The organism is Streptomyces sp. NPDC016459, assembly GCF_040632845.1.
Taxonomy (GTDB): domain Bacteria; phylum Actinomycetota; class Actinomycetes; order Streptomycetales; family Streptomycetaceae; genus Streptomyces.
Genome location: NZ_JBEYCR010000003.1, coordinates 212,828 through 239,184, shown reverse-complemented (window position 1 = coordinate 239,184; position 26,357 = coordinate 212,828). Strand labels below are relative to the sequence as shown.

General features: G+C 73.3%; 29 protein-coding genes and 1 tRNA gene. 11 read left to right on the top strand and 19 right to left on the bottom strand.

What is annotated here, in order from left to right; all coding sequences use genetic code 11:
- Positions 1-122: 122 nt before the first annotated feature.
- From ABZ567_RS11280 to ABZ567_RS11270, 3 genes are all read right to left on the bottom strand, one after another.
- The gene (locus ABZ567_RS11280; RefSeq protein WP_360786999.1) at positions 123-941 is read right to left on the bottom strand and encodes an SAM-dependent methyltransferase; all 819 of its coding nucleotides are present in this window, start codon (positions 939-941) and stop codon (positions 123-125) included.
- A gap of 74 nt (positions 942-1,015) precedes the next feature.
- A complete protein-coding gene (locus ABZ567_RS11275; protein WP_360786996.1) occupies positions 1,016-1,252 on the bottom strand; it encodes a DUF397 domain-containing protein in 237 nt (78 codons plus the stop codon).
- Positions 1,253-2,128 (bottom strand): helix-turn-helix transcriptional regulator, encoded by an 876-nt coding sequence (locus ABZ567_RS11270; protein ID WP_360786993.1) that lies wholly within the window; start codon positions 2,126-2,128, stop codon positions 1,253-1,255. It abuts the gene before it with no gap.
- 269 nt (positions 2,129-2,397) lie between these two features.
- Between ABZ567_RS11270 and ABZ567_RS11265 the strand changes: the two genes are divergently transcribed.
- The 3 genes from ABZ567_RS11265 to ABZ567_RS11255 are packed head-to-tail and all read left to right on the top strand — an operon-like array spanning position 2,398 to position 4,070.
- Positions 2,398-2,829 (top strand): ATP-binding protein, encoded by a 432-nt coding sequence (locus tag ABZ567_RS11265; RefSeq protein WP_360787611.1) that lies wholly within the window; start codon positions 2,398-2,400, stop codon positions 2,827-2,829.
- A gap of 5 nt (positions 2,830-2,834) precedes the next feature.
- Entirely contained in the window at positions 2,835-3,311 is a 477-nt protein-coding gene (locus ABZ567_RS11260; RefSeq protein WP_360786991.1) for a hypothetical protein, read from the top strand.
- Between the two features lie 33 nt (positions 3,312-3,344).
- The gene (locus ABZ567_RS11255; protein WP_360786988.1) at positions 3,345-4,070 is read left to right on the top strand and encodes a methyltransferase domain-containing protein; all 726 of its coding nucleotides are present in this window, start codon (positions 3,345-3,347) and stop codon (positions 4,068-4,070) included.
- 56 nt (positions 4,071-4,126) lie between these two features.
- On the opposite strand, the gene ABZ567_RS11250 is transcribed toward ABZ567_RS11255, so the two are convergent.
- Positions 4,127-4,214: transfer RNA gene (locus tag ABZ567_RS11250), tRNA-Leu, on the bottom strand.
- Positions 4,215-4,686: 472 nt separating this feature from the next.
- Between ABZ567_RS11250 and ABZ567_RS11245 the strand changes: the two genes are divergently transcribed.
- A complete protein-coding gene (locus ABZ567_RS11245; RefSeq protein WP_360786985.1) occupies positions 4,687-5,610 on the top strand; it encodes a serine hydrolase in 924 nt (307 codons plus the stop codon).
- A gap of 100 nt (positions 5,611-5,710) precedes the next feature.
- Here ABZ567_RS11245 and ABZ567_RS11240 read toward each other — a convergent pair whose 3' ends face one another.
- The 6 genes from ABZ567_RS11240 to ABZ567_RS11215 form a co-directional block, all read right to left on the bottom strand.
- Positions 5,711-6,367, bottom strand: a complete 657-nt coding sequence (locus ABZ567_RS11240; protein WP_360786982.1) for a class F sortase — start codon at positions 6,365-6,367, stop codon at positions 5,711-5,713.
- Between the two features lie 190 nt (positions 6,368-6,557).
- Positions 6,558-7,121, bottom strand: coding sequence for a hypothetical protein (locus ABZ567_RS11235; protein ID WP_360786979.1), 564 nt, complete (start codon positions 7,119-7,121; stop codon positions 6,558-6,560).
- Between the two features lie 130 nt (positions 7,122-7,251).
- A complete protein-coding gene (locus ABZ567_RS11230) occupies positions 7,252-8,196 on the bottom strand; it encodes a beta-ketoacyl-ACP synthase III (RefSeq protein ID WP_360786977.1) in 945 nt (314 codons plus the stop codon).
- Between the two features lie 174 nt (positions 8,197-8,370).
- Entirely contained in the window at positions 8,371-8,754 is a 384-nt protein-coding gene (locus ABZ567_RS11225) for a (2Fe-2S) ferredoxin domain-containing protein (RefSeq protein ID WP_360786974.1), read from the bottom strand.
- Entirely contained in the window at positions 8,751-9,272 is a 522-nt protein-coding gene (locus ABZ567_RS11220; protein ID WP_360786971.1) for an isochorismatase family protein, read from the bottom strand. Before ABZ567_RS11220 ends, ABZ567_RS11225 begins: the two co-directional genes overlap by 4 nt.
- A 160-nt stretch (positions 9,273-9,432) precedes the next feature.
- Positions 9,433-10,548 (bottom strand): bile acid:sodium symporter family protein, encoded by a 1,116-nt coding sequence (locus ABZ567_RS11215; RefSeq protein WP_360786968.1) that lies wholly within the window; start codon positions 10,546-10,548, stop codon positions 9,433-9,435.
- Between the two features lie 133 nt (positions 10,549-10,681).
- Here ABZ567_RS11215 and ABZ567_RS11210 point away from each other — a divergent pair, with 133 nt between their 5' ends.
- The 4 genes from ABZ567_RS11210 (at position 10,682) to ABZ567_RS11195 (ending at position 15,528) form a co-directional block, all read left to right on the top strand.
- The gene (locus tag ABZ567_RS11210; protein ID WP_360786966.1) at positions 10,682-11,548 is read left to right on the top strand and encodes a LysR substrate-binding domain-containing protein; all 867 of its coding nucleotides are present in this window, start codon (positions 10,682-10,684) and stop codon (positions 11,546-11,548) included.
- A gap of 475 nt (positions 11,549-12,023) precedes the next feature.
- Positions 12,024-13,847, top strand: a complete 1,824-nt coding sequence (locus ABZ567_RS11205) for an AMP-dependent synthetase/ligase (protein ID WP_360786963.1) — start codon at positions 12,024-12,026, stop codon at positions 13,845-13,847.
- Positions 13,848-14,054: 207 nt separating this feature from the next.
- Complete coding sequence (locus ABZ567_RS11200) at positions 14,055-14,849, top strand: aldo/keto reductase (protein ID WP_360787608.1); 795 nt, start codon at positions 14,055-14,057, stop codon at positions 14,847-14,849.
- A gap of 214 nt (positions 14,850-15,063) precedes the next feature.
- Positions 15,064-15,528, top strand: a complete 465-nt coding sequence (locus tag ABZ567_RS11195; RefSeq protein ID WP_360786961.1) for an RICIN domain-containing protein — start codon at positions 15,064-15,066, stop codon at positions 15,526-15,528.
- A 21-nt stretch (positions 15,529-15,549) separates the two neighbouring features.
- Here the strand turns inward: ABZ567_RS11195 and ABZ567_RS11190 are convergent, their stop codons facing one another.
- Positions 15,550-16,524, bottom strand: coding sequence for a class I SAM-dependent methyltransferase (locus ABZ567_RS11190; protein WP_360786958.1), 975 nt, complete (start codon positions 16,522-16,524; stop codon positions 15,550-15,552).
- Positions 16,525-16,694: 170 nt separating this feature from the next.
- A complete protein-coding gene (locus ABZ567_RS11185) occupies positions 16,695-17,627 on the bottom strand; it encodes an AraC family transcriptional regulator (RefSeq protein ID WP_360786955.1) in 933 nt (310 codons plus the stop codon).
- Positions 17,628-17,766: 139 nt separating this feature from the next.
- On the opposite strand from ABZ567_RS11185, the gene ABZ567_RS11180 reads away from it, so the two are divergent.
- Positions 17,767-18,645 (top strand): NmrA family transcriptional regulator, encoded by an 879-nt coding sequence (locus tag ABZ567_RS11180; protein WP_360786952.1) that lies wholly within the window; start codon positions 17,767-17,769, stop codon positions 18,643-18,645.
- Positions 18,646-18,652: 7 nt separating this feature from the next.
- On the opposite strand, the gene ABZ567_RS11175 is transcribed toward ABZ567_RS11180, so the two are convergent.
- Positions 18,653-19,603: a WYL domain-containing protein gene (locus tag ABZ567_RS11175; protein WP_360786949.1), complete on the bottom strand. Its 951-nt coding sequence runs from the start codon at positions 19,601-19,603 to the stop codon at positions 18,653-18,655.
- 39 nt (positions 19,604-19,642) lie between these two features.
- On the opposite strand from ABZ567_RS11175, the gene ABZ567_RS11170 reads away from it, so the two are divergent.
- Positions 19,643-20,122, top strand: coding sequence for a hypothetical protein (locus ABZ567_RS11170; RefSeq protein WP_360786947.1), 480 nt, complete (start codon positions 19,643-19,645; stop codon positions 20,120-20,122).
- Between the two features lie 54 nt (positions 20,123-20,176).
- On the opposite strand, the gene ABZ567_RS11165 is transcribed toward ABZ567_RS11170, so the two are convergent.
- Positions 20,177-20,923, bottom strand: a complete 747-nt coding sequence (locus ABZ567_RS11165; RefSeq protein ID WP_360786944.1) for a class I SAM-dependent methyltransferase — start codon at positions 20,921-20,923, stop codon at positions 20,177-20,179.
- 43 nt (positions 20,924-20,966) lie between these two features.
- Positions 20,967-21,272, bottom strand: coding sequence for a 4a-hydroxytetrahydrobiopterin dehydratase (locus ABZ567_RS11160; RefSeq protein ID WP_360786941.1), 306 nt, complete (start codon positions 21,270-21,272; stop codon positions 20,967-20,969).
- A 91-nt stretch (positions 21,273-21,363) separates the two neighbouring features.
- Between ABZ567_RS11160 and ABZ567_RS11155 the strand changes: the two genes are divergently transcribed.
- Positions 21,364-22,203, top strand: a complete 840-nt coding sequence (locus ABZ567_RS11155; protein ID WP_360786939.1) for a helix-turn-helix transcriptional regulator — start codon at positions 21,364-21,366, stop codon at positions 22,201-22,203.
- A gap of 15 nt (positions 22,204-22,218) precedes the next feature.
- On the opposite strand, the gene ABZ567_RS11150 is transcribed toward ABZ567_RS11155, so the two are convergent.
- From ABZ567_RS11150 to ABZ567_RS11135, 4 genes are all read right to left on the bottom strand, one after another.
- The gene (locus ABZ567_RS11150) at positions 22,219-22,635 is read right to left on the bottom strand and encodes a hypothetical protein (protein WP_360786937.1); all 417 of its coding nucleotides are present in this window, start codon (positions 22,633-22,635) and stop codon (positions 22,219-22,221) included.
- A gap of 235 nt (positions 22,636-22,870) precedes the next feature.
- Positions 22,871-23,242: a hypothetical protein gene (locus ABZ567_RS11145; protein ID WP_360786935.1), complete on the bottom strand. Its 372-nt coding sequence runs from the start codon at positions 23,240-23,242 to the stop codon at positions 22,871-22,873.
- A 57-nt stretch (positions 23,243-23,299) separates the two neighbouring features.
- Positions 23,300-23,686, bottom strand: coding sequence for a hypothetical protein (locus ABZ567_RS11140; protein ID WP_360786932.1), 387 nt, complete (start codon positions 23,684-23,686; stop codon positions 23,300-23,302).
- 270 nt (positions 23,687-23,956) lie between these two features.
- Positions 23,957-26,110, bottom strand: a complete 2,154-nt coding sequence (locus ABZ567_RS11135; protein WP_360786930.1) for a phage holin family protein — start codon at positions 26,108-26,110, stop codon at positions 23,957-23,959.
- Positions 26,111-26,357 lie beyond the last annotated feature (247 nt).

Below are 26,357 nucleotides of genomic sequence, written 5' to 3'. Positions count from 1 at the left end.
GCGCTCAGGCGGGTCGGCCACTCAGGCAGGTCGGCCACTCAGGCAGGTCGGCCACTCAGGCGGGTCGGGCCCGTGGACCTCTTCGGTCCGCGGGCCCGGTCGCGCTGTTCGTGAGGGGCGGATCAGGGCTTCCGCGCGACGCCCGCCCACCCGGGGATGGGCTCGTCGCCCGCCACCGGGACCGGCTCACCCAGCTCCGGGTGCCACTCCGCGGTGAGCGAGACGCCGGGCTCGACGAACTCGAGCCCGTCGAAGAACGCGGCCAGCTCGTCCCGCGAGCGGGGCCGCAGGGTCAGCCCGCGCGCCTTGTACATGGCGGCCGCCTTCGCCGCGCCCTCGGGGTCGAAGTCCCCGGTGACATGGGAGAGGACCAGGTAGCTGCCCGGCGCGAGCTTCTCGACGATCTTGGCGACCAGCTCGTACGCGCCGTCCTCGTCCCCGACGAAGTGCAGCAGGGCGAGCATCGACAAGGCGATGGGCTGATCGAAGTCAAGGACCTTTCCGGCCCTTTCGAGGATGACCTCGGGGTCGCGGGCGTCCGCCTGGATGTACTCGGTGGCCCCCTGCGGGGTCGAGCGCAGCAGGGCGGCCGCGTGCGCGAGCACGATCGGGTCGTTGTCGCAGTAGACGATGCGGGACTCCGGCGCGGCCTCCTGCGCGATCTGGTGCAGGTTGGGCTCGGTCGGGATGCCCGTACCGACGTCCAGGTACTGGCGGACGCCGTGGGCGCTGAGCCAGCGGATGGCGCGGTGCATGAAGGCCCGGTTGACGCGGGCCATGTCACGGCCCCGGGCGTCGACGGTGAGCAGTTGACGGGCCATCGCCTCGTCGACCGGATAGTTGTCCTTGCCGCCCAGGAACCAGTCGTACATGCGCGCGGGGTGCGGCGTGCTGGTGTCGATGCGGATCTCACTCCGCGGCGCTGCGGGGTCCTGGGTCATCGGCTCTCCTGGTCGGGGTGAACGAGTGGCGCTGAAGCAAGAGTTACGCGACGGTGAGGGTGGGGCGGAAGGGGTCAGGTGAGCAGAAAATCCACCTGCCCGGATTTGGCCCCCTGGATGAAGGCGGCGATCTCTCCGTGGGTGTAGATGAGCGCGGGTCCTTCAGGGTCTGCGGACTGTCGCACGGCGACCCTGCCGTCGGCCAGCTTCATGGCCTCCACGCAGTTGCCCCCGTTCCCGCCGCTCCAGGGCTTGTGCCATCCCTCGGCACCTAGCTCCGCGGCGGGCATGCCGTTGTATATGCGATCCATTCACAGCTCCTTGCGGAGATCCCGGAGGATCTCCTTCGTGCGTTGTGCAGTCGCGGCCTGAGCCGCCATGCGGTCCATGACCTCCAGGTGGGATGCCACCTCGGGGCGCGCGTCGAGATAGACCGCGCCGGTCAGGTACTCGCTGTAGACCATGTCCGGGAGTTCCGGCATGGCGAAGCGGAAGAGGACGAACGGTCCGTAGGTGCCGGGATGGTGGCCGGACGCGAACTCCGCGATCTGCAGGGTGACGTTCGGCAGCTCGGACGCTTCGAACAGCCGGTCGAGCTGGTCGCGCATCACTTCGGGCCCGGCGCCGACCGGTCGGCGGAAGACCGTCTCGTCCATGATCACCCAGAACTTCGGGGCGTCCTCCCTGGTGAGCAGGGACTGACGCTCCATCCGCAGGGCTACATGCCGTTCGGTCTCCTCTTCCTTGTCGGCATCGCTGCCGCCACCGACCGCCCCGCTGCGCAGAATGGCGCGGGCGTAGTCCCCGGTCTGGAGCAGGCCGGGGACGAACTGGGGCTCGTACGCACGGATGAGGCTGGCGGCCCCCTCCAGGCTCACGTACATGGAGAACCAGCCGGGCAGCACGTCGTGGAACCGCTGCCACCAGCCGGGGAGGTTGGCCTCCTCGGTGAGAGCGATGAAGCCCTCCGCCTCGGAGTCCGGGATCCCGTACTCCTTCAACAGGAGCTGCACGTACGGGATCTTCAGCGCGACCTCGGCGGTCTCCATCCGCCGGACGGTGGCCGGGGCCACCCGGAGGATCTTCGCGGCCTCTTCCCTCTTCAGGCCTGCGCGCTCCCGCAGATCCTGCAGGCGCCTCCCGAGAACGACCTGTCCCACCGTCGGGGCGGACCGCGGCTCGCTCACTCTGACCTCCCCGACGCACTGTTTGGACGAGTGTGACACGAAGCCGGTCCAGAGAGAACACGGCACTCTGCAATTTTCAGAGTGCCACTTGCCAAGTGTCCGAGTCAGGAGGACAGTGATCCGGTGAACCAGTACACGCTGCCGCCGTGCGCCACCGCGTCACGGCGACAGCGCCGTACGGCAGTCCTGCCCACTGTTGTGAGGAACCGGTCGTGGCTTCTGGTAACGCGCAGCCTTCCGCTCTGATGAGCCGTCGAGCCCCCGGGGTCATGGCCCAGCGCCCACAGCCGCACACCGACACCGTCCGCCGCTTCGCCTTCGAGCTCCCGGCCCTCACCGCCTCCGTCGCCCGGGCCCGCGGGCTCGCCGAAGAACGGCTCATCCTCTGGGGCTGCGGCCCCGACATACGTGACACGGTGGCCCTGGTCGTCTCCGAGCTGGTCACCAACGCGGTCGTGCACACCGCGAGCGGCCGGGTGATCTGCGAGCTCCGCGAGGACGAGGAGACACTGCGGATAGCCGTACGGGACGAGGGCGGCCCGGCGGGCCCGCGGATGCGCGACTGCGGCGAGGAGGAGCGCGGCCGCGGACTCCTGATCGTCGACGCGCTGTGCACCGCCTGGGGCGCCGACCGCACCGGACACGGCACGGCCCAGGTCGTCTGGGCGGAGCTGGCCCACGGCACGGGGGAACCGTGCTGAGGTCGATGGCCACCCGCATGATCCCGCTGTTTCCGGGGATCCGCCGGGCTCCCGACCGCGTTTCGGACTCCCGCCTCGCACCCGCACTCCGCCCCGGCCCCTCCGCCCGTCCCCGGGAACTGGGCGCCACCCGCCTCGCCGTCCCCACCGGACTGCACACCGGACTCGGCTGCGACGCCGTCGGCGTTCCGGCCCGCTTCGGCTTCAAGATCCTCTCCCGCCTCCCCGCCAAGGGTTGCGTCTACGCCGACGCCGACTGGTGGTGGTGGCTGGTCCCGGCCGGCTCCGACCACGATCTGAGCTGGCCCATGCCCGGCTGCTACGCACCGGGCGCCGAGATCCCGGACCGCCGGCCGCGCCTCATCCACCACCCCGACGGCACCTCGCCCTACACCCCGCCGATCCCCCTCTACCTGCTGGTCTGCCAGCTGACGGGGACCGCGCCGTCCTGGACGGTGCGGCAGGTGGGCAGCACGCTCTGACCGCGGGGGCCCGGACGGCATAGGGTCGGGAGCATGTTCACCCCGCAGGGTCCCAGCCTCCGCGAGCTGACCGTCCAGGCGCTCTCCTCGGTCGAGCACGGCTACGACCTGCTCGCCGACACCTTCGACGCGACCCCCTTCCGCACGTCCGACCGTCTCCTGACCGCCGTCGCCTGCACCCTTGAGCCCCTCGGCCCCTTCGACTCGGGGCTCGACGTCTGCTGCGGCACCGGCGCCGGACTCGGCGTCCTGCGCTCGGTCTGCGCGGGCCGGATCACCGGCGTCGACTTCAGTACGGGCATGCTGACCCGGGCCCGCGACGCCCACCCCGCCGCCGACCTGGTCCGCGCCGACGCCCTGGCCCTGCCCTTCGCCCCGGCCTTCGACCTGGCGGTCAGTTTCGGCGCCTTCGGCCACTTCCTCCCGGACGACCAGCGCACCCTGTTCGGCCAGGTCCACGCATCCCTGCGCCCCGGCGGCACCTTCGCCTTCCCCCTGCCGGCGCCGCCGCCGGTCGGATCCCGCCTCTACTGGATCCTGTGGGGCTTCGACGCGGCGATGCGTGTCCGGAACGCCGTCTGGCGGCCGCCGTTCGTCATGTACTACCGCACCTTCCGCCTCGCGGACGTCCGCCGCCGGCTGGAGGACGCGGGCTTCGACGTGTCGCTCGCCCCGGTCGAGACCCTGGGCCGCAGGGATGACGGGAGCCCGCGGTGCCGCCTTGTGGTGGCACGGAAGCCCCAGGACCGGCCGGCCTGATCGACGGCGCGGAACGCGAAAGGCCGGTCGATCCGAAGATCGACCGGCCTTTCAGCTGGTGTCCGAGGGGGGACTTGAACCCCCACGCCCGATAAAGGGCACTAGCACCTCAAGCTAGCGCGTCTGCCATTCCGCCACCCGGACAAGGTGTCTGTCGCTTCGGGGTTTCCCTCGCGGCGACAGATGTAACTCTACCAGGGGATCGAGGTGCCTTTCACCAGCGTTTTCCGTGGTCAGTGGGGTCGGGCGGCCCGATTCGGCGGATCAGGTGAATCCGGCCAGGCCGAGCAGCGCGTCCTTCGCTTCGGCGGCCGCGACGAGGGTGAGGAGCGACCGTCCCGTGGATCCGGGGACGTCGACGCGGACGCGGCAGCCCTGGGCCGCGGGGCGGGAAGGCCGTCGAACGGGAGCCCGGCGCCCCCCGACGCCGGCTCCGTGAAGGTCACACTGACGACCACGACGCGGTCCAGGCCAATCCTTCGTCAAGAGTCCGTCAGGTCATCGTGGAGGCGGTGACGAGCCGCTCATCGGATTCGTACAACCATCCGCACGCTGAAGAGTCATGTAAGGCGACTGCGCTGTAGGCGCGTTCGTTTCGTTTTCAGGGGGGACCCACATGACTCACCACATATCCCTGCGTGCCCGCGTGCTTCCGGTCGTGGCCGCGGCCGGGATCCTCGTGCCCGTCGTCGCGGTGGCGACGCCGGCGTCCGCCGCCACCGCGCCGCAGGTCAGCTGCACGTCGGGCAAGGCCGGGCTCGCCGCCAAGCTCCAGAAGGACATCACCCTCGCCCTGGCCGGGCGCACCGGTACCGTCGCCGTCGGTCTGCGCGACCGCACCACGAACACCACCTGCACCCTTCGCGCCACGGGCTCGTACGACTCGGCCAGCATCGTGAAGGTGACGGTCCTCGCCACGCTCCTCTGGGACGCCAAGAAGACCAACCGGTATCTGACCTCGCGCGAGACCACCCTCGCGACCGCCATGATCACCAAGTCCGACAACGCGGCCACCACCTCCCTGTGGAACCAGCTCGGTGTCACCAAGGTGAAGGGTTTCCTGTCGGCCGCGGGCATGACGCGGACGGTGCCGGGGGCCGGCGGCTACTGGGGGCTCACCCAGATCAACGTCACCGACGAGCAGCGGCTGCTCTCGCTCATCACCGCCAGGAATTCCGTCCTGAGTGACAACTCCCGCGCCTACATCCTCAAGCTCATGGGGAACGTCATCACCTCGCAGAGGTGGGGGACCACGTCCGGCGCGCCCTCCTCCGTGTCCGTACACGTCAAGAACGGCTGGCTGCAGCGCGCCACGCGCGGCTGGCGCGTACACAGCATCGGCACCTTCAAGGGCGGTGGCCACGACTACAGCATCTCCGTGCTCACCGACGGCAACAGCACGATGAGCTACGGCGTGAACACGATCCAGGCCGTGGCCAGGGTGATCCACCGGGATCTGACCCCGACCGTGTCCGCCGCGTCCCGTTACACGCCGACCACCAGGCCCGCCGAGGCGTACGTCGCGGTGCCCCAGGGCTGACCGCGCTGCTCGCGCGCGACGGGGGCGGCGCCGGTACGTGTGTCGAGCTCGGAGCGGGAGGGATCGATCCGGTGTCTCGGCCGGTCCGGGACTCGGGCGGTCAGTGGATCTCGATCAGGCGGGCCGAGACCACCACGTTGCCCGCGTAGCCGTTCTCCTCGGTGAAGGTGCCGCCGCAGGTGATCAGACGGAGTTCGGGGGCGCCGGCGTCGCCGTAGACCCGCTCGGCGGGAAAGCCCTCCTTGGGGACGACCTCCACCCCGTACACGGCGAAGACGGCGGTCCGGCCGTCGCGGCGCGCGATCTCCACCCGGTGTCCCCTGCCGAGTGCGCCGAGGTCGTGGAAGACGGCCCGTCCGCCCGGGGTGTCGACATGGCCGACGACGACGGCGGTGCCCCGCTCTCCGGGCGTGACGGCACGGGTGAACCAGCCCGCGAGCCGGCCGTCCTCGGGTGGCGGCGCCTCGATCCAGCCGTCGGCGTCGAGCCCGACCTTCGTGACGGGCGCGTCGATCCCGACGGCGGGTACGCGGACCCGCACCGGCGTGGACGGGGGCAGCGGATCGGGTACGGACGCGGGGACGAGGGCGGCGGCCGTCCGGGGGCCGTCGGGCGCGGCGGCGGCGAGGGGCTGCGGCGGACCGTCGGCCCGCGGTTCCTCCGTACCACCGCGCACGAGGTGGACGCCGACCAGGAGGACGACGGCGACGACACCCCAGGCGCCACGCCGTCCGGTCACCTCCGCACGCCCGGTCACGTCCGACCGCCTCGTACCGTCCTCGCGGTCACGTCCCTGCGTCCCGTGCCCGCGCAGCGCCCCGTACCGTCCGACCGTCCCACGTCCGCCCTCCTCCTCGTGCCCTGCCCGTGGATGGTGGCGCCCCTCCGTCCCGGACCTCGTCACACCGGGGCGGAGGGGCTGATCAAGGCCCCCTGGTTCCCGGCCGTCAGGCGCTGTCGCCGGCGTCGCGGCGGCGGATCAGGACGACGGCGGCGCCGAGCGCGCCCGCGATGAGGAGGGCACCGGTGACCGCCCCGGTGGCACCGAGCCCGTCGGACTCCGCACCGGAGGCGGCGGCGGTTCCGTAGCCCGCCTTGACGCCCTTGAGCGCTCCGGGCTCCATCCGGTCGTCGTGCCCGGTCGTCGTCTTCCCGCCGGTACCGCCCTGGGCGACGGTGAGGGTGGTGGTGCCTCGCTCGCCCTTGCAGTCGAAGGTGATCTCGTACCGCGCACCGGCCTTGGCGTCGAAGTCGACGGTCGCGGTGCCCGGACGGCCCTCTTCGAGGGTCACGGTGTCGAAGACGCCGGAGGTGACGGTCACCGACGGCACCTCGCAGCCGTCGGTGGTCAGGGTGACCGTGCCGCCGGGGGCGACGGTCTCGGGAATGACGGAGAAACCGAACGACGTGATGCCGGGGTCCTCCTCGCCCGCCAGGGCGATCGGCGCGGCCGCGGCCACGAGGGCGGCGGCGCTCAGCAGGGCTGCGGAAGCGGCACGTATCGCACGCATGGCGGTGTCCTCCGGATCACGCGAGGGCCCCGGCCGCGGAGCGATTCCGTGCCGGAAGGCGACGACCCTCACCGCGATCGAAGCTAGGTCCGCCCCCGGCGCGCCGCCACCGGGCTCCGCCGAACGGGGGTCAGGGGATCCGGACGACCTGGCCCGCGTACGAGAGGTTGCCGCCGAAGCCGAACAGCAGGACCGGCGCGCCGGAGGCCAGTTCGCCGCGTTCGACGAGCTTGGCGAGGGCCAGCGGGATCGAGGCGGCCGAGGTGTTGCCGGAGTCGACGACGTCGCGGGCGACGATCGCGTTGACGGCGCCGATCTTCGCGGCGAGCGGCTCGATGATCCGCAGGTTGGCCTGGTGCAGGACCACGCCCGCGAGGTCCTCGGGCGCGATGCCGGAGCGCTCGCAGGTCTGCCGGGCGAGGGCGGGCAGCCGCTGGGTGGCCCAGCGGTAGACGCTCTGGCCCTCCTGCGCGAAGCGGGGCGGGGTGCCCTCGATCCGGACGGCGTGGCCCATCCCCGGGACGGATCCCCAAAGGACGGGGCCGATGGCGCCGGTGTCCGCATCCGTGGCCTCGACGATCGCGGCGCCCGCGCCGTCGCCGACGAGGACGCAGGTGGTGCGGTCCGTCCAGTCGGCCACGTCGGTCATCTTGTCGGCGCCGATGACCAGGACGCGGCGCGCCCCACCGGCCCGTACGGCGTGGTCGGCGGTGGCCAGGGCGTGCGTGAACCCGGCACAGACCACGTTCAGGTCCATGGTGGCGGGCGAGGTCATGCCGAGGCGGGCGGCAACGCGGGCGGCCATGTTGGGCGAGCGGTCGATGGCCGTGGAGGTGGCGACGAGGACGAGGTCGATGTCGTCGGGGGTGAGCCCCGCGGTGGCAAGGGCCTTGCCCGCCGCGTGCGCGGCGAGCTCGTCGACGGGCTCGTCGGGCCCGGCGACGTGCCGGGTGCGGATGCCGACCCGGCTGGTGATCCACGCGTCGTCGGTGTCGACCAGCTCCGCGAGGTCGTGGTTGGTGAGCACCTTGGTGGGCTGGTAGTGCCCGAGCGCGGCAATGCGAGTGCCCGTCATCCCGGGACCCCCTCGGTGGTTCGTTCTTCGGCAGGAACTCCCCAGTCTTGCCAGCGACTGATGGGTAACCGGGCACGTAACCCACCAAGATTCACGCGTACCCCTTGGCCGACCGTGACAAGGCCCCGGGCGTGGCACGGCTTCCGCGGTGTCGGGCGTGGGCCGCGGACGGGGTCAGTTCTTCGGCGGGTCGATCATCTGGAGGGCGAGGGTGGCCGGGGGCGGGGCGATGCCGGGGCCGCCGGACTCCGTCCAGGCGAGGATGTCGTCGAGGGAGTCCTCGTCCAGGGTGAACGCGATCCACGCGGCCCGTCCGCCGCGCCGGCGGCCTTCGGTGGAGGGCTGGACGACGACGATGTTGGCCTGGGCGCAGGGCCCGAGGCAGTCGCTGGTACGGACGGCGAGCCGGCCGCCGGAGGCCGCGGCGGCCGCCCGGAGGCGGGCGAGCTGGCCGGTGTGGTCGGTGCCGGGGTTCTTGCTGGCGTCGCCGCAGCAGCAGCCGCGGCAGACGACGAGGGAGCAGGGGCGGGCCCCGTACCGTATCGGGACGGGGGTCACGCGGGGCCGTCCAGGGTGATCGCGGAGACCGGGGCGACCGTGCCGAGGCGGGGGAGGTCGAGGGCGACGGACGCGTGGTGCTCGTCGGCGGTGAGCGCGCTCATGGCGTCCTCGGCGAAGACGAGTTCGTAGCCGTGGTCGGACGCGGCACGGGCGGTGGACTCGACGCCGAGGTTGGTGGCGATGCCGCCGAGGACGAGCGTGGTGGCGCCGAGTCCGGTGAGCAGCTCGTGGAGTCCGGTGTCGTGGAAGGCGCCGAGGGTGCGCTTGACCACGACGGGGTCGCCGTCCTCGACGAGGTCGGGGACGAGGTCACTGCCGGGCGGCTGGCGGTCGACGTTCGGCCGCTCGACCCGGATGTGGACGACGGGAGCGCCGGCGGCCCGGAAGATGTCGGCGAGCCGGGCGGCCGCGGCGAGGACGTCGGTGCCGGGCCGGGGGGTGAGGGGCAGCGCGACGATGCGTTCCATGAGGTCGACGAGGACGAGCGCGGTACGGCCGGGATCGAGTGCGGGCATGGGAGCACCGTAGCGGCCCTGATGATCATCGCGGGCCGCACGGGGGTGTGATCCGGCCGACGGGAGCTGCTCGCCGCCACCGGCGCCCGCGCGCTCGCCCGCTCCTCCGGCGCCGTCCCTCGGGGGGCGTGGGGCGCGGGCACGGCGGGGGGGGCCGGGGTCAGGCGCGGGTCTTCGCCGTGGCCTCGGTTCCGGGGGCGGGCGGGGCGGGGTCGGCCTTCGGCGGCGGGGGCGGCTCCGTGGCGTCGGCCCCTGGGGCGGGCTCCGGTGGCCGGGTGGGGTCCGCGGTGTCGCGGGAGCGGTGTCTCGCGATGACCGCGCAGACCATCAGCTGCATCTGGTGGAAGAGCATCAGCGGGAGGACGGCGAGCGCGGCCTGGGGGCCGAAGAGGACGCTGGCCATCGGCAGTCCTGCCGCCAGGCTCTTCTTCGAACCGGCGAACTGGATCGCGATCCGGTCGGCCCGGTCGAAGCCGAGTCGGCCGGCTCCGTACCAGGTCAGGGCGAGCATCACCGCGAGGAGGACGGCTTCGACGGCGAGCAGCAGACCGAGCCGCGCGGGGGTCACGAGGTGCCAGATGCCGGCGACCATTCCCTGACTGAAGGCGGTGTAGACGACGAGGAGGATCGAGCCCCGGTCGACGTGTCCGAGGACTTTCCTGTGCCGGCCGAGGAAGCCGCCGACCCAGCGGCGCAGGAGCTGTCCGGCCAGGAACGGGACGAGGAGTTGCAGCACGATCCTCAGGAGCCCGTCGGCGGAGAGTCCGCCGGCGCTGTCGCCGAGGAGGAGCGCCGCGAGGAGCGGCGTCAGGACGATGCCGGCGAGCGAGGAGAAGGATCCGGCGCAGATCGCGGCGGGGACGTTGCCGCGGGCGATCGAGGTGAAGGCGATGGAGGACTGGATGGTGGACGGCACCAGGCAGAGGAAGAGGAGACCGCTGTAGAGCTGGGGGGTGAGCACGGTGGGGACGAGCCCGCGCGCGGCGAGTCCGAGGAGGGGGAAGAGCAGGAACGTGCTGCCGAGGACGGTGAGGTGGAGCCGCCAGTGGCGGAGGCCGTCGAGGGCCTCGCGGGTGGAGAGCCGGGCGCCGTAGAGGAAGAAGAGGAGGGCCACGGCCCCGGTCGACGCGCCCTCCACGGCGTCGGCGGCGGTTCCGGAGGCGGGCAGCAGCGCGGCGAGGGCGACCGTGCCGAGGAGCGCGAGGACGTATCCGTCGACGGGGAGCCAGGACGGCGGGCGGAGGGTACGGCGCGGGGTGCGGGCGGGGACGGTCATGGGCTCCACTGCTCTGTGCACTGCGGGGGTGGGCGGGTCGCGCGTTCCCATCCTGCTCCACGGGCCGGTGATCGGGAATCCCGTACAGCGCTCTGACTGTCATCATGAAGCGTGATGAGCGTACGGTCGTCCCGTGTACGAGCCCACGCACCTGCGTACCTTCCTCGCCGTGGCCCAGACGCTCAGCTTCACCCGGGCCGCCGACCGCCTCGGGCTGCGCCAGTCGACGGTCAGCCAGCATGTACGGCGCCTCGAGGAGGCGACCGGGCGGCCGCTGTTCACCCGCGACACGCACCGGGTGGCGCTCACGGAGGACGGGGAGGCGATGCTCGGCTTCGCGCGCTCGATCCTTCAGGCGCACGAGCGCGCGTTGGCCTTCTTCGGCGGGACCCGGCTGCGCGGGCGGCTGCGCTTCGGCGCGTCGGAGGACTTCGTCACGACCCGGCTGCCGGAGATCCTGGAGTCGTTCCGGCGCGACCACCCCGAGGTCGACCTGGAGCTGACGGTCGAGCTGTCGGGCACGCTCCAGGCCCGGCTGGCGGCCGGCCGGCTCGATCTGATCCTGGCGAAGCGGCGCGGGACGGAGAGCGAGGGCCGGCTCGTGTGGGAGGACACGCTGATCTGGATCGGTGCGCCGGGGCTGCGGCTGGATCCGGAGCGGCCGGTGCCGCTCATCCTGTACCCGCCGCCGGGGATCACCCGGGCGCGCGCCCTGGAGGCGCTGGAGGCGCAGGGCAGGGCGTGGCGGATCGCGTGTACGAGTTCCAGCCTGAGCGCGAACGTGGCGGCGGCCCGCGCGGGGCTCGGGGTGATGGCGCACACGAGGGGCTTGGTGCCGCCGGGCCTGGTGCCGGTCCCGGCCCGCGCGGGGCTCCCGGAGCTGGGGGACGTCGGTTTCGTCCTGCGGGGCGGGCGCCGGGGCGGGGCGGTGCAGGAGGCGGCGGACGCGCTGGCGGAGGCGATCCTGGTGGGCGGCGACCGCCTGCACAGGCCGGGGTGATCGGGCGACGACCAGCCGTGCAGGCTTGGGTGATCGGGCGACGACCCGCTTGCCCAGGACCGGGTGGTCGGGCAGCCACCAGCTCACACACGCCCGGGTGAGCGGGCGGGGACTCGACCGGGCAAGCCCCGGTGCTCGGGCGGCCGGCCACCCGCGCCGGGCCAGCGGTCGGGCAGAGCCCCGGTCGTACAGGCCCCGCTGACCGGACGTCGCATCACCTCCGGGCGGCGCTGCGGTGAGCGGCCGGTACAGATTCCGTGGAGATTCCCGCCCGGCGGACGTACCGGGTGGTCGGTAACGGCCCCGGGGTGCCCGTGACTTGGCCTCTCCACCCGCCCTGACCTGTGGGAACGGGGAAGGTTCCGGCTTGGTGAAGGCCCTGCCGCCGGGGAGTCGTGTGGGGTACCGTCACCCGCGCCGTACGGAGCGCGACAAACGGGCTTTTCCAGCCACCGAGCCGTCGAGGAGCAGGTCAGTGCGCGAGTTCACCGTGCCGCCCGTCGAGGCGGCGCCTCAGGTCGGCGGTCTGGCGGACGCCCTGTACGAGCGCGCCCTCGCGGAGCCCGACCGGATCGTGTTCGGCCGGAAGGGCCCGGACGGGGACTGGCGGGACGTGACGGCGGCGCGGTTCCGGGACGAGGTCCTCGGCCTCGCGAGGGGGCTGATCGCGGAGGGGGTGCGGTTCGGCGACCGGGTCGCGATCATGGCCCGTACCCGCTACGAGTGGACGCTGTTCGACTTCGCGCTCTGGTCGCTGGGCGTGCAGTCCGTGCCGGTCTATCCGACGTCCTCCGCCGAGCAGGTCTTCTGGATGCTGCACGACTCCGAGGTCACGGCGTGCGTGGTGGAACACGAGGACCACGCGATGACGATCGGCTCGGTGATCGACCGGCTGCCCCTGCTGCGGCGGCTGTGGCAGCTGGACGCGGGCGCGGTGGCCGAGGTGACCGCGGCGGGGACGGACATCGACGAGGAGGTCGTGCACCGGCACCGGCGGGCGGTGACCCCGGAGACGGTGGCGACGGTCATCTACACGTCGGGGACGACCGGCCGCCCCAAGGGCTGTGTGATCACCCATTCCAACTTCATGTTCGAGACGGACATGCTGGTGGGCCGCTGGGAGCCGGTGTTCCGTTCGCGGCCGGGGGAACAGGCGTCGACGCTGCTGTTCCTGCCGCTCGCGCACGTCTTCGGCCGGATGGTGGAGGTCGCGGCCGTCCGCAGCGGGGTGAAGCTGGGCCACCAGCCGGTGATGGCGGCCGGCGAGCTGCTTCCGGACCTGGCGGCGTTCCGGCCGAGTTTCGTGCTCGCCGTTCCGTACGTCTTCGAGAAGGTCTTCGCCGCTGCGCGCCGCAAGGCGGAGCGGGAGGGGAAGGCGGGGCCCTTCGACAAGGCGGTGGAGGTGGCGGTCGCCTACGCGGAGGCGCTGGAGCAGAAGGCGTTCGGGACGGGTCCGGGCCCTTCGGCGGCGCTGCGCGTGCAGCACCGGTTCTTCGAGCGGACGGTGTACGGGAAGGTCCGGGCGGCCCTGGGCGGGCGGCTGCGGCACGCGATGTCGGGCGGCTCGGCGATGGACCGCGTGACCGGGCTGTTCTTCGCGGGTGCGGGGGTCACGGTGTTCGAGGGGTACGGGCTCACCGAGTCCTCGGCCGCCGCCACCGCGAACCCGCCCGAGCGCACGAGGTACGGCACGGTCGGGCAGCCCGTCCCGGGCACGACGGTGCACATCGCGGAGGACGGTGAGGTGTGGCTGCACGGCGGTCAGGTCTTCTCCGGGTACCTCAACGATCCCGAGGCGACCGCGGCCGTCCTCAACGACGGATGGCTGGCCACGGGGGACCTCGGGGCCCTCGACGAGGACGGTTATCTGACGATCACCGGCCGGAAGAAGGAGATCCTGGTGACCTCGGGCGGCAAGAGCGTCGCCCCCGCCGGTCTGGAGGAGCGGGTGCGGGCGCACCCGCTGATCGCCCAGTGCATCGTCGTCGGCAACGACCGGCCGTACATCGCCGCCCTGGTGACGGTCGACCAGGAGGCGGTGGAGCACTGGCTGGCGATGCAGGGGCGGGCGCCGCTCGCCCCGGCGGAGATGGTGCGGGACCCGGCTCTGGAGACCGAGATCCGGCGGGGGGTGGTGGCGGCGAACACGCTGGTCTCGCAGGCCGAGTCGATCCGCACCTTCCGGATCCTGGCGCATCCGTTCAGCGAGGAGCACGGGCTGCTCACCCCGTCCCTGAAGCTGAAGCGGAAGGCGATCGAGCGGGCGTACGCGGCGGAGGTCGCCGCGCTGTACGGCTGAGCCGCCCGCGAGCGGATCCCACGACGTGACGCGGGACGTGGAGGGCGGAATGCGGAATGCGGAACGGCCCGTGATCGTTGACGCTGGGAGTGGCCGTACGGCCTTCGGCGGACGTAGGGCCGTCACGATTCGCGACAAGGTAAGGATCCCTCCCACGTGAGCACGGACAGCAAGGTTCCCTCCGTCACCCTCGACAACGGCGTCCGGATGCCGCAGCTGGGCTTCGGTGTCTGGCAGGTGCCGGACGACGAGGCGGCGGCCGCCGTGACGACGGCCCTGGAGGCCGGCTACCGCTCGATCGACACCGCCGCGATCTACGGGAACGAGGAGGGCACGGGCCGTGCCGTCGCCGCTTCCGGGATCGCCCGCGAGGACCTGTTCGTCACCACCAAGCTGTGGAACAGCGAGCAGGGCTACGACTCGACGCTGAAGGCCTTCGACGCCTCGCTCGACAAGCTGGGACTCGACTACGTCGATCTGTACCTGATCCACTGGCCGGTCCCCGCGAAGGACGCGTACGTCGACACGTACCGGGCGTTCGAGAAGATCTACGCCGACGGGCGTGCCAAGGCGATCGGCGTGTCGAACTTCCTCCCCGAGCACCTGGAGCGGCTGATCGAGGAGACCTCGGTGGTGCCCGCCGTCAACCAGATCGAACTCCACCCGCAGCTCCCCCAGCGGGCCGCCCGTGAGGCGCACGACCGGCTCGGCATCGCGACCGAGGCGTGGTCGCCGCTCGGCTCCGGCAAGGGGCTCCTGGACGTGCCGGCGATCGTCGCGATCGGCCGCAAGCACGGCCGGACTCCGGCGCAGGTCGTGCTGCGCTGGCACCTCCAGCTGGGGAACGTGGTGATCCCGAAGTCGGTCACCCCGTCCCGCATCCGGGAGAACATCGACGTCTTCGGCTTCGAACTGGACGCCGAGGACCTGGCGGCGATCGCCGCGCTCGACGAGAACCGCCGACTGGGCCCGGACCCGGCGGAGTTCAGCGCCGGCGCCTGAAGACGGAGGACCCCGTGGCACCGTGCCGTCGCCGCGGTGCGGCGCGGTCGCCGACGGGGTGCCCCTGCTCGGTAGCCCGTCGGCCGGGGGCCGCGTGAGCGGCGGTGGCCGCGCTGTCAGACCCGGGACATAGGGTCGGTGACGGCCCGTGGGGGCCCTTCGCGGTCGCGTGCCGTGATGTCCAACGGCAGTGCGAGCAGAAGGAGTCGGTACGGTGAGTGGTTCTCCGGGGCCCGTCGAGGAGGGGCTGTACCGGGTGCGGAACGTCGGCAGCGGGCTGCTCCTCGAGGTGTACGAGGGGTCGGGCCGCAGCGGGGCGAACGTGCAGCAGGGCACGGGGAACGGAACTCCGGGGCAGCACTGGCACATCACGCCCGTGCCGAACGGCGGCGGGCTCTACCACCTGGTCAACGCGGCCAGCGGGAAGCGGCTCGACGTCGCCAACGCGTCCACGGAGAACGGCGCCAACGTCCAGCAGTGGAAGGCGAACAACTTCGGGGCGCAGGAGTGGATCGTCGAGCAGGACCTCCAGTCGCCCGGGACGGTCGCGCTCGTGAGCTTCATCAGCGGGCTGTGCCTGGAGGTCGCGGACGGCTCGACGGCCGACGGGGGGAACGTACGGCAGTGGGAGGACACCGACTCCCCGTTCCAGTGGTGGCGGCTGGAGCCGGTGTCCTGACCCGGGCGGCCCTCCGCGCCGTCAGCCCTTGCGGGCGGTGTGGACCGTACGGGCCGTGAGGTGGAACAGGTCCGGGCGGTGGTGCAGGGACAGTTCGTCGGACGGGTCGAGGAGCCGGTCGAGCGTCGTCCGGTCGTCCGCGTCGAGCCGGGCGCCGAAGCCGTCCCTGAGCCGTGTGTAGTGGGCGAGCGCCAACTCCCGCACGACCGGGGAGACCGGCGCGGGCACGTCGGTGAGGAACGTGCGGGTGCCGGCGGGGGTGAGGCCGGCAGCCGCGAGGAGCGCCCGCCAGTCCTCCGGCTCGTCCTCGGCCCCGGGGAGTTCGGCGCGCATCTCGCTGAACCCGTCCGCGTGGGCGGCGTCGAGACGCTCCTCGAGGCCCGGCCGGCCGATCCCGATGTGCCGGGGCAGGTGCCGGGTGGGCAGGCCGCCCTCGACGAGGACCATCAGGCCGCCGGGGTTGAGCAGCCCGGCGAACTCCACCAGCGCGGCCCGCTGGTCCCCGATGTGGTGCAGGGAGTTGCCGGCCCAGATCAGGTCCGCCTGCCCGAGGCCGGCGATGCCGTCGGGGAGTTCGGCGTGGATGGTGGAGACCCGGGCGCCGAGGCCGCGCGCTTCGGCGCGGGCGAGGGCGCGGGCGAGGAGTTCGGGAGTGCCGTCGACGGCGACCGCCTCGGCGGCCGGGAAGGCGTCGGCCAGCACGGCGGTGACGACGCCGGGGCCACTGCCCACGTCGAGGATCCGGCGGACGCCCTGCGCCGGGGCGAGCGTGCCGAGCCACGCGGCGGCGTCCGCGTAGGCGGGGCTCGCGATCTCGGCCTGCCGCTCCAGGAGGGGGGCGATCTCGTTCCAGTCCGGGTGGCCGCCGTCGTGACGGTGGCCCTGCGCGGGACCATGGGCGTGGGTCGGCCCGTGACCCTGCCCGTGATCGTGATCGTGATCGTTTTTGTGTCCCTGACCGCCGTGCGTGTGCGGGGATTCGCTGTGCTGACTCATGGGCCCAGCCTCCGCGAAGTCGGCGCGAGGCGCGAGAAATATTGCCGGTCCGGCAAAGAGCCCGGGGGGGGTGATGGAGGCGCCGCCCGGCCAGGCACCGACCGGGTCAGGCACCCGCCCGGCCAGGCACCGACCCGGTCAGGCACCCGCCCGGCCGGGCACCGGCCCCGTCAAGCACCGGCCCGGTGTTCCTGCGGGCTCACCCCTCGGACCCGTTTGAACGCGGCGCTCAGTGCGAACGCTCCGCTGTAGCCCACCTGCCGGGCCACCGTCTCGACCGTGGCGTCCGTCTCGCGCAGCAGGTCGGCCGCGTGCGCGAGCCGCCAGCCCGCGAGGTACGCCATGGGGGGCTCACCGACGAGTGCGGTGAAACGGCGGGCGAGGGCGGCTCGGGACACGCCCGTCTTCGCCGCGAGTGAGGCGACGGTCCAGGGGTGGGCGGGGTCGTTCTGGAGCAGCCGCAGCGCCCTGCCGACCACGGGGTCGCCCATGGCCCGGTACCAGGCGGGCGCCTCGGCGCCGGGCCGGGCGAACCAGGCACGGACGCCGGCGATCAGCATCAGGTCGAGGACCCGGTCGAGGACGACGGACTGGCCGGGTTCGTCGCGGGCGATCTCCTCGCCGAGGAAGGGCATGAGGGGGCAGTTCCACGCGTCGGCGGGCAGGTGGAGCAGCCTGGGGAGGGCGTCGAGCAGTCGCCGGCCGACCTCGCCGTCCATCCGGTAGGTGCCGACGAGGAGCGTGGTGCCGCCGTCGGGCGCGTTGCCCCAGGTACGGACGCCGAGCCGCATGGCCTCGGCGAGCGGCTCCCCACTGAGGGTGGTGCAGACGCCGCCGGGGCCGACGAGAGCGCGCGGCGGGGCGTCGGGGGCGTCGCCGACGGTGTACGGCTCGGGACCGCGGGCGATGGCGATGTCCCCGGGCCGCAGGAGGACGGGCTCGCCGGTGTCGGGGACGAGCCAGGCCTCGCCCTCGGTGACGCACATCAGGCAGATCGGCGCCCCGTCCTCGATGCGCACGGACCATGGCGGGTCCATGATCATGCGGAGGAGGAAGGCGCCCCGGGCGCGGGGCCCGTCGAGCAGTCCGGCGAGTGCGTCCATGGAGGGAGAGCCTAGGGCCTTTCGTTTGGATCAGGCCGGGCCTGGACCGGACGGAAGACCCTGGGGAGTGAGACGCAGGCGTAGGGGCTTGAGACTGCGGAGCATGGGCAACGGCGTCCGTGGGCGGGAGTCTTGAGCCATGACGACGCACACGAACCAGACGAGCACGACGAACGACACGACCGACGCGAACGACACCCCGCGGACGTTCCTCGTCACGAGCGCCACCGGCAAGACCGGGCGGCGCGTGGCCGAGCGGCTCGCGGCCCGCGGGGCGACGGTCCGCGCCGGTTCCCGTACCGGGTCGACCCCCTTCGACTGGGAGGACTCCGCGACCTGGGCGCCGGCGCTGTGGGGCGCGGACGCCGCGTACGTGGCCTACTACCCGGACCTCGCCGCGCCCGGCGCGGTGGAGGCGATGAGCACCTTCGGCCGCCTCGCCGCCGAGAGCGGTGTGCGCCGACTGACGGTGCTGTCCGGGCGCGGGGAGCCCGAGGCGCTGGTGGCGGAGGAGGCGCTGAGGGTGGCCGCCGACGGCGTCGAACTAGCCGTCGTCCGGGCCTCGTTCTTCGCGCAGAACTTCACCGAGGGGATGCTCGCGGAGGGCGTCACGGAGGGGGAGCTGGTCTTCCCGGCGGGTGACACGGCCGAGCCGTTCATCGACGTGGACGATCTGGCGGACGTCATCGTGGAGACCCTGACGGCGGACGGGCACGCGGGGCGGGTGCACGAGGTGACGGGGCCGCGACCGATGGGCTTCGCGGAGGTGGCGGCGGAGATCTCGCGTGCCTCGGGGCGCCCGGTGGTCTATCGGGCGATGTCGGAGGCCGAGTACGCGGGGCTCCTGGCCGGGTTCGGACTGCCGGAGGCCGAGGCGGGATGGCTCGCGGCCCTGTTCGCGACGCTCCTCGACGGCCACAACGCCTCGGCGACGGACGGGGTGAAGCGGGTCCTGGGCCGCGAGCCTCGCTCGTTCGCCGCGTTCGCCGCGGAGGCCTGGGGCGGTCAGGGCGCCTGAGACCGGTTCAGGCGTAGCGCCGGGCCAGGGTCCGTACGGTCGCGGCGACGCGGGTGCGGAGCTCCTCGGGGGCCAGTACCTCCACCTCCGTGCCGAGGGCGAGGAAGGTGTCGTGGGCGTGGTCGGCCGATTCGACGGGGAGGGTGGCGCGGGTCCAGCCGTCGGGTTCCGGGGTGCCGGTCGCGGCGAGCGCCCGGGCCGCGGCGCCGGTCAGCCGGGCCGCGCCGGACGCGGAGACGCGCACGACGGCCTCGTCCGCGTGGAGCCGGGCGTGGAAGTCGGCCTGGCTCTCGCGCCAGTGGCCGGCGAGGTCGAAGCCCTCCGGGATGGTGACCTCGTCGTCGGTGACGGTGAGGTCGAGGATCTGGTCGACGCGGTAGGTGCGCGGTCCGGGTCCTGCGATCAGGTACCAGCGGCCGGCCTTGAGCACGAGTCCGTACGGTTCGAGGCGGCGGTCGACGTCGGTCGGTGTCCGCCAGCGCCGGTAGCGGAGTTCGAGGGCGCGGCCGGTGCGGACGGCGTCGGCGACCTGGGGCAGGAACGGGGCTTCGGTGCCCTCGTCGTACCAGCCGGGGGCGTCGATGTGGAAGCGGGCCCGCAGCCGGTCGACGTGCTCGCGCAGCGGTACGGGGAGGCCGGCGCGCAGTTTCAGCTGCGCTTCGGCGAAGTGCGGCCCGAGGCCGAGTTCTTCGGCGGCGCCGGGCAGGCCGGCGAGGACCAGTGCCTCGGCCTCGCGGGCGTACAGGTCGGTGAGGCGGTTGCGGTGTCCGGCGAGGAGCCGGTAGCCGCCGCGGTGTCCGGCGTCGCCGTAGAGCGGTACCCCCGCGGCGTGCAGGGAGTCGACGTCGCGGTAGACGGTGCGGACGGAGACCTCCAGCTCCTCCGCGAGCTCGGCGGCCGTCATCCGGCCCCGGGTCTGGAGCAGCAGGAGGATCGAGATGAGCCGGCTGGACTTCACTGACACAAGGTGTCAGTGAAGCGGTCCTACAGTCCAGCCATGGCTTTCGCAGAGAAGTTCCTCCTCGCGCTGCCGCCGGTCGAGATCGGCGGGCGGCAGCTCAAGCGCTATCACGTCACCGCCGATCGCGCGGGCATCGAACCGGAGGTGGAGAAGGCGGCGTACGCGCTGCTGCCGGAGTTGCTGCCGCCGGCGGACGGCACGCCGGCGGCGGGTTTCGTGGTGCTGCACCGGGGCGGCGACACCGGCGCGTACCTCAACGCGTACAGCTGGGTGTGGGACAACGTGCTCCACTTCGGCGGCGGGGCGGCGGGACAGCCCGTCCTCGGCTGTCCCGACACCGATCCGACGCGCTTCGTGCGGGTGGACCGCTCGTGGATTGGCTGTGTGTGGGAGCTGGCGCCGCTGGGGCACGAGCGGAGCGCCTGGGTCCGTCACGTCCTGGCGCCCGACGCGCCGGATCTGGCCGGCTATCTCGGGGACGCGCTGCCCTCGGGCACGACGGAGGTGACGGGGTGAGGCTCCCGGCCCCCTCGACGGCAGGCGAGGCGGCCGTCGCCCGGGCGAACCGGCTCAGCGGCGCCTGACGAAGCGGGCCAGCCGGTAGCGAGGATCGTCACGGGGGCGGTCCTGGTCCGGGAGGGCCGTGAGGGCGGCGGCGATCGTGGTGGAGGCCGCGGTGTCGCCGTCGAACCAGGAGGCGAAGTGGCCGGCGCGCAGCTTGCGTACGGTGTCGCGCGGGGTGGCGCCCTGGCCGTGGCCCGTGAACCGGGTGCCGGAGGCGGGTTCGAGACCGTGGGCGACGGCGTGACGAGCGATCAGCTCGGCCCGGTCGGACGCCGCCGCAGCGGACCGGTGCGGGCGGAGGATCTCGTCGATGTCGCTGCCGACGTCGTGGGCCGCGTCCTTGTCGACGGTGGCGATCAGGACTCCGCCGGGGCGCAGGACGCGGGCCGCCTCGGCGACGATCTCCGCGGTGAACGGCACGAGGTGCAGCAGCCAGACGGCGCAGACCGCGTCGAGGGAGGCGTCGGGCAGCGGCAGCCGCCGGGCGTCGGCGCGTACGACGCGGTCGGGTACGCGTGCGGCGGCGACCCGCAGCATGGCGTGGGCGGCGTCGGCGCCGTGGACGCGCAGTCCTGGCCGGGTGAGCCGTTCGGTGACGAGGCCGGTGCCGCAGGCGAGGTCGAGCAGTGTCCGGGCGCCGGGCGGCACGAGCCGCAGGACGGCTTCGGCCGCCGCCGCGGCCCGGGGCACTCCGCCCCGGGTCCGGTCGTAGTGCGCCGCCTCGGCCTCGTAGTCGAGCAGGGTCTCCGTCATGCCGGGGATCCTACGAGCGGTGGCCGGCACCCGACGGGAACGGTCAGTCGGCCCCGTGGCCGGGGGCGATCCCCTGGACGCGCTCGGCGAGTTCGAAGTCCTTCTCGGTGACGGCGCCACCGGCGGAGTGGGTGTGCACGGACACGGAGACGGTGTCGTAGCCGAGGGTCAGGTCCGAGTGGTGGTCCAGCTCCTGCTGGATCCGCGCCACGTGGACGACGAGCGCGGTCGCCGCGAAGTGGTCACCGAGCCGGTAGCGGCGGGTGAGGCGGTCGTCCTCGACGGACCACCCGGGGAGCTCCCGCAGACGGTCCTCGATCTCCTTCTGCGACAGCGGCTGTGTGGGCACGGCGGTGCTCCCTCCGGTCGGGTGGCGCGGGTGACGGACAGGGGTCCCGGAAGGAACGTACCCGGGTCCACCTCTGGGATACCGTCTGGCCATGACAACTGTCGTGAGCGACACGGGCGTGGGACCGCTGCTGCGCGGCTGGCGTGAGCAACGGCGGTTGAGCCAACTGGAGCTCGCGCTGCGCGCCGACTCCTCGGCGCGGCACATCTCGTTCGTGGAGACGGGCCGGTCCCGGCCGAGCGAGGAGATGATCCTGAAGCTGGCCGAGCACCTGGAGGTGCCGGTACGCGAGCGGAACGTGCTGCTGCTCGCCGCCGGATACGCACCCCGGTACACGGAGTCGCCGCTCGACGCCCCGCGCCTGGAGACGCTCCGGGACGGCATCGAGCGCCTGTTGCAGGGGTACGAGCCGTATCCGGCGCTGGTGGTGGACGGTTCGTACACGGTGGTGGCGGCCAACCGGGGCATCGGGCTGCTGCTCGACGGGCTGCCGGAGCATCTGCTGACCCCGCCGCTGAACGCGATGCGGATCACCCTGCACCCGGAGGGACTCGCGCCCCGGATCCGGAACCTGTCGGAGTGGCGGGGGCATCTGCTGCACCAGATGGAACGTCAGATCGCCCTGGCCCGCTCGGAGTCGCTGCGGGCTCTCTACGCGGAGGTGGCGGCGTATCCGCTGCCGCCGGGCACGGACGAGGAGCGTGCCCCGGACGCGCCGGACGCCCCGGACCCGGAGGCGTACCCGTACTTCGCGCTGCCGCTCCGTGTCGAGCACGACGGGCGGGTGCTGTCGTTCGTGTCGTCGATCTCGACGTTCAACACGCCGCTGGACGTGACGGTCGCCGAGCTGGCCATCGAGACGTTCCTCCCGGCCGACCCGGCGACGGTCACGTACCTGCGGTCGCTGCCGCCGTTCAGCGATCAGGGCTGATCCGAGAAGCGGGCCTCATGTCGTGGAGGCCCGGAGGGCGGTCCACTGGAGCGCGCCGAAGCCGGCGACGGTGGCCGCCTGGAGCGGCGTCCAGACGAGACCCGCGGTGGTCGGCTCCAGCCAGGCGACGAGGGCGACGACGCTGAGGACGGCCCAGAGCGCGTTGACGTCGACGACCAGCTTCACGGCGGTCGCCGGGGGCTGCGGGCGGGAGGCGAGCCAGGCGACGCCGGCGGCGTACACGGTGAGGAGGACGCCGAGTTCGAGCAGGAGGCCCGCGTCGATCCCGAGGAACTCCCCCAGCGGCCCGGAGGCGACGGCGTAGGCGATGCCGTTGGCCCCGGTGACGACGGCGTCGAGGGCGAGGAACCGGCGGAGCGCGGCCTGGGGCCGGGTGGTGCGGGCGAGACCGGTGAGCAGGGCCTGGGACATGGCGGATCACCCTCCAGAGGGACGTTGGCGCAGGTGGGAGCCCGGAGCCCGAGCGGAGTGCGCCGCCCGGGTCCCGGTGTCCACGAGCATGCCGCTCGACCGGCGGGGGGTCGATTACCCGGGAGGTAATGCGCGGGCCCGGCGACGGGGAGGCGCGCCGCGCATACCGGCCGCCGGTCGCAGCGGGCCACCCGGGGGGTGCCTCGGGACACCACGGTTCACCTCGGGCCCGGCGTCAGCGGACGCGGTCCTCCCGGCGTGCGGGCGTCTCGGGCGCGGGGAGCGGATCGGAGGCCGGGGCGGCGGCCCGGGTCTCGGGCGCCCGACGCGGGGAGCCGTAGGGCTCCGTACGCGGGGAGCGCGAAGCCCCGGTACGCGGGGAGCCGGAACCCTCCGTACTCACGGAGCGCGAGGCCTCCGTACGCCGGAAGCCGGAGGTCTCCATACTCACGGAGCGCGAAGCCCCGGTACGCGGGGAGCCGGAGACCTCCGTACTCACGGAACGCGAAGCCTCCGTGCGCGGGGAGCCCGAGGCATCCGTGCGCAGGGAGCGGGAGGCCTCGGCGCGCAGCAGGGCCTGGAGGACGGCGAAGGGGTCGACGGGCATGACGGAACTCCTCGTTGGTGCGGGGGGATGTCGGGGGCTGCGGGGAGGCGGGCCTCCTCAGCAGCGCATCACCACGCACCGGAGCACGTCGCCGCGCGGGGCGGGTACGGGGGCGGGAACCGGAATCCGACGGTGCCTGCGGGCGCCGAAGGCCGGGTGTCGGGGCCGGACGGGCCGGAGGCCGGTCCGGTGGCGTCGGGAGCGGCCGGCGAGCCCGGCCTCGGTGGAGGCAGGATCGTGGGTCTCCCCGCTCGGGTCGGGGGCCGGGGCGGCGGAGGCGGGCCGGAGTTCGGCGCCGCCGGTGAGCGTGGCCCCGGCCCCGGCGCCGAGCAGGGCGGCGAGGATCAGGAGCAGCGTGACCCAGGGGCGGCGGCGCCGGTCCGGGCGTGCCGGGCGGCCCGCCGGGGCGGCGGGCTCGACGGTCGGCTCGGGCGCGGGGCTCATGGAGATCCGTACTGCCCCGCCGGGGTCCCGGCGCGGCGCCCCGGGCCCGAGATCCGCCCGAGCGGCCTACGGGTGGGGCCCCTGTTTCACCGCCACGGCGGTCACCTCCGGGGGTCGCCAGGCCTGGCGACCGCGCGTCGCCGGCGGGCCGGGCGCGTGAGCGTCAAGTCGGCGTCAGGGGGGCGGCTACTCGCCGTGCCAGAAGCCCTGGGACGCGGTCCGTCGTATGCGTCCGGACCATCGACCGCTCGCGACGAACAGGCGCCCGCATCAGTGGTTCTCGTCCTGCGCGACCGGGTCGTCCACCGGAAGGAGCGGTCCCGATCCGCCGTCGGACGAGTCCAGGGACGCGAGCGGGGACACCGGCACCTGCGGGCCCGAGCACTCGCGCAGCCACCGCCGCAGCACCCGGTGCACCTGCTCCGCGCCGACCAGCTCCTCCCCTTCGGCCACCGGCGGCGACAGCTCCGGCGGCGAGAGGAGGAAGGGACACGACTGCTCGCCGCCCATACCGCCGTGCGAACCGATCTGCTCCTCGAAGGCGTGCACGGTGCCGGTCACCGGGTCGTACATGGAGTTGACCATGATGTCCGCGACGTGCGGGAAACCGTCCGTACGTCGCACCGCCCGTGCCGCGCCCCGCCCGAAGACGGCCAGCGGCCCCCCGTCGTCGAGCTGGGCGACCGGCACCTCCGCCCCGTCACGGGCGAGCACCACCGAGCCGTGCTCGGCGCTCGCCACGAGCACGAAGCCGACGCCCGGATGGTTCGCGAGCGTGCGGAGCAGGGCGGGGTGGCGCCGGTCGATCTCCTCCCGGGTCATCCGGTGCGGCACGTCGGGGAAGGAGACGAGGCCGAGGTTGCCCGAGGCGAGGACGACCGGTTCGGAGGGCCGGGCGGGCAGCTCACGCGCCGTCTCGTCGGTCTCGTCCACCGGCCGGTGGAGCGCGAGGCGCAGCGCGTCCCTGGCCGCGTCCCGCGCCTCCGAACCGCTGCGGGTCCTGCCCACCCGACGTGGCACGGGAAGCCCGCACCCCGCCCTGACGAGGTCCTTCAGCGTCAGTCCGTACGCCCCCTCGAAGGTCTCGCCGGGGCTCTGCCCGTGGTCGGAGAGCAGCACGATCCGGTACGGGCGCGGGGCGTGCTCGGAGACGGTGGCGATGAGCGCGACGGAGCGGTCGAGGCGCCGCAGGACCCGGTCGGTGTCCCGGCCGTGCGGACCCGAGTGGTGGGCGACCTCGTCGTAGGCGACGAGGTCGGCGTAGACGGCGGTCCGCCCCGCCAGCATGTCGCCCATCACGGCGGAGACCACGACGTCCCGTTCCAGGACCGTCGCGAAGGCGCGGACGAAGGGGTACGTGCCGCCGCGCGAGACCCTCGGCGTCTCGCGGCGCAACAGCGCCCGGACCGACTCCCCCACCTCGCGGACGCATTCGGCGACGAACGATCCGGCGGTACGGACGGCGTTGGCCGGGTCGGAGAAGTACGCGAAGTAACCGGCCCGTGAGCGGTTGCGACGGCCACGGCGGGCGGCCACCGACAGGACGAGGGCGACCTGGTCGGCGCCGCCGCTGAAGAGGTTGCCCCGGGAGGCCCCGTCGAAGGTGAGCAGCCCGCCGTCCCCGGTACGGCGCACGGCCCGGCGCTGGAGCTCGACGGCACTGGCCGGACGGTTCGCCACCATGATCCGGCCGGTGTCCTTCTCGTACCAGCGGAAGGCGGGCACGTCCTCGTTGGAGCCGTGCAGGATGCCGAGCTGGCTCGCGCCGGTCTGGCTGGACCAGTCGGTACGCCAGGGAACGAGCCGGTGGCCGGCGTCGATCAGGCCCGCGACGGTCGGCATGAGCCCGGCGGCGACGGCGCCGCGCAGCACGTGGTGGCCGACGCCGTCGAGCTGGAGGAAGACCGTGCCGGGGACCTGCTCGGGGGCATCGCCCGGCGCGCGGGGCCGGGTGCGGCCGGTGAGCCGGTAGAGGCGGCGCCGGTAGGCGTCGTCGTCGCGGACGGCGAGGGCGGTGGAGGTGGCTGAGGCGACGGCGGATATGACGGCGGCGACCACGACGGCCGTCTCGGGGTCGGCGGCCCCTCGCCCGTCGGGCACCAGCCAGAGCGCGACGAGCAGCAGCGAGCCGTTGAGGAAGAAGCCGAGCAGGCCGAGGACGAGGGCCGGGACGAGCAGCAGCGCCCGCACGAGCAGCGGCCACACGAGCGCGCCGAGCAGACCGAAGGCGCCGGCCGCCGCAGCGGCGGTGAGCGCCGTCCTCGTGAAGGTGTCGCCGTCGGGGGACTGGAGGTGGAAGTCGGGGAGCAGCCCGGCGAGGATCAGCAGGGTGAGCGTGGACACCGCCCAGACCACCGCGACCTGCCCCAGCGCACGGCCCGCGGACCGCCAGCGGTCGGCGCCACCCCATCGCCCGTCACCCACGCCCGCCTCACCTTTCGCCCGTTTCCTGGTGCAAGCGTGGCACAACGCCCTCGGCCGACGGGGACAAGGGGCGACGGCGATCGGCCCTGGTGTGTCAGGTCATGTGTCAGGTCATGTGTCAGGTCCGTGTCAGGTCACCGGAGGGTCATGCGTCGGTGAGGCGTCAGTCACCTGACAGATCCTGCGTCCGTAAGGCGACAGGTCACCTGACAGATCCTGCGTCCGTGAGGCGACAGGTCACCTGACA

Excerpts from the sequence above, each read along its gene's own strand:
- ABZ567_RS11280 (WP_360786999.1), bottom strand. The coding sequence starts at position 941 with ATGACCCAGGACCCCGCAGCGCCGCGGAGTGAGATCCGCATCGACACC.
- ABZ567_RS11275 (WP_360786996.1), bottom strand. The coding sequence starts at position 1,252 with ATGGATCGCATATACAACGGCATGCCCGCCGCGGAGCTAGGTGCCGAG.
- ABZ567_RS11265 (WP_360787611.1), top strand. The coding sequence starts at position 2,398 with ATGGCCCAGCGCCCACAGCCGCACACCGACACCGTCCGCCGCTTCGCC.
- ABZ567_RS11260 (WP_360786991.1), top strand. The coding sequence starts at position 2,835 with ATGGCCACCCGCATGATCCCGCTGTTTCCGGGGATCCGCCGGGCTCCC.
- ABZ567_RS11255 (WP_360786988.1), top strand. The coding sequence starts at position 3,345 with ATGTTCACCCCGCAGGGTCCCAGCCTCCGCGAGCTGACCGTCCAGGCG.
- ABZ567_RS11245 (WP_360786985.1), top strand. The coding sequence starts at position 4,687 with ATGACTCACCACATATCCCTGCGTGCCCGCGTGCTTCCGGTCGTGGCC.
- ABZ567_RS11235 (WP_360786979.1), bottom strand. The coding sequence starts at position 7,121 with ATGCGTGCGATACGTGCCGCTTCCGCAGCCCTGCTGAGCGCCGCCGCC.
- ABZ567_RS11230 (WP_360786977.1), bottom strand. The coding sequence starts at position 8,196 with ATGACGGGCACTCGCATTGCCGCGCTCGGGCACTACCAGCCCACCAAG.
- ABZ567_RS11220 (WP_360786971.1), bottom strand. The coding sequence starts at position 9,272 with ATGCCCGCACTCGATCCCGGCCGTACCGCGCTCGTCCTCGTCGACCTC.
- ABZ567_RS11215 (WP_360786968.1), bottom strand. The coding sequence starts at position 10,548 with ATGACCGTCCCCGCCCGCACCCCGCGCCGTACCCTCCGCCCGCCGTCC.
- ABZ567_RS11200 (WP_360787608.1), top strand. The coding sequence starts at position 14,055 with ATGCCGCAGCTGGGCTTCGGTGTCTGGCAGGTGCCGGACGACGAGGCG.
- ABZ567_RS11190 (WP_360786958.1), bottom strand. The coding sequence starts at position 16,524 with ATGAGTCAGCACAGCGAATCCCCGCACACGCACGGCGGTCAGGGACAC.
- ABZ567_RS11185 (WP_360786955.1), bottom strand. The coding sequence starts at position 17,627 with ATGGACGCACTCGCCGGACTGCTCGACGGGCCCCGCGCCCGGGGCGCC.
- ABZ567_RS11180 (WP_360786952.1), top strand. The coding sequence starts at position 17,767 with ATGACGACGCACACGAACCAGACGAGCACGACGAACGACACGACCGAC.
- ABZ567_RS11170 (WP_360786947.1), top strand. The coding sequence starts at position 19,643 with ATGGCTTTCGCAGAGAAGTTCCTCCTCGCGCTGCCGCCGGTCGAGATC.
- ABZ567_RS11165 (WP_360786944.1), bottom strand. The coding sequence starts at position 20,923 with ATGACGGAGACCCTGCTCGACTACGAGGCCGAGGCGGCGCACTACGAC.
- ABZ567_RS11155 (WP_360786939.1), top strand. The coding sequence starts at position 21,364 with ATGACAACTGTCGTGAGCGACACGGGCGTGGGACCGCTGCTGCGCGGC.
- ABZ567_RS11150 (WP_360786937.1), bottom strand. The coding sequence starts at position 22,635 with ATGTCCCAGGCCCTGCTCACCGGTCTCGCCCGCACCACCCGGCCCCAG.
- ABZ567_RS11145 (WP_360786935.1), bottom strand. The coding sequence starts at position 23,242 with ATGCCCGTCGACCCCTTCGCCGTCCTCCAGGCCCTGCTGCGCGCCGAG.
- ABZ567_RS11140 (WP_360786932.1), bottom strand. The coding sequence starts at position 23,686 with ATGAGCCCCGCGCCCGAGCCGACCGTCGAGCCCGCCGCCCCGGCGGGC.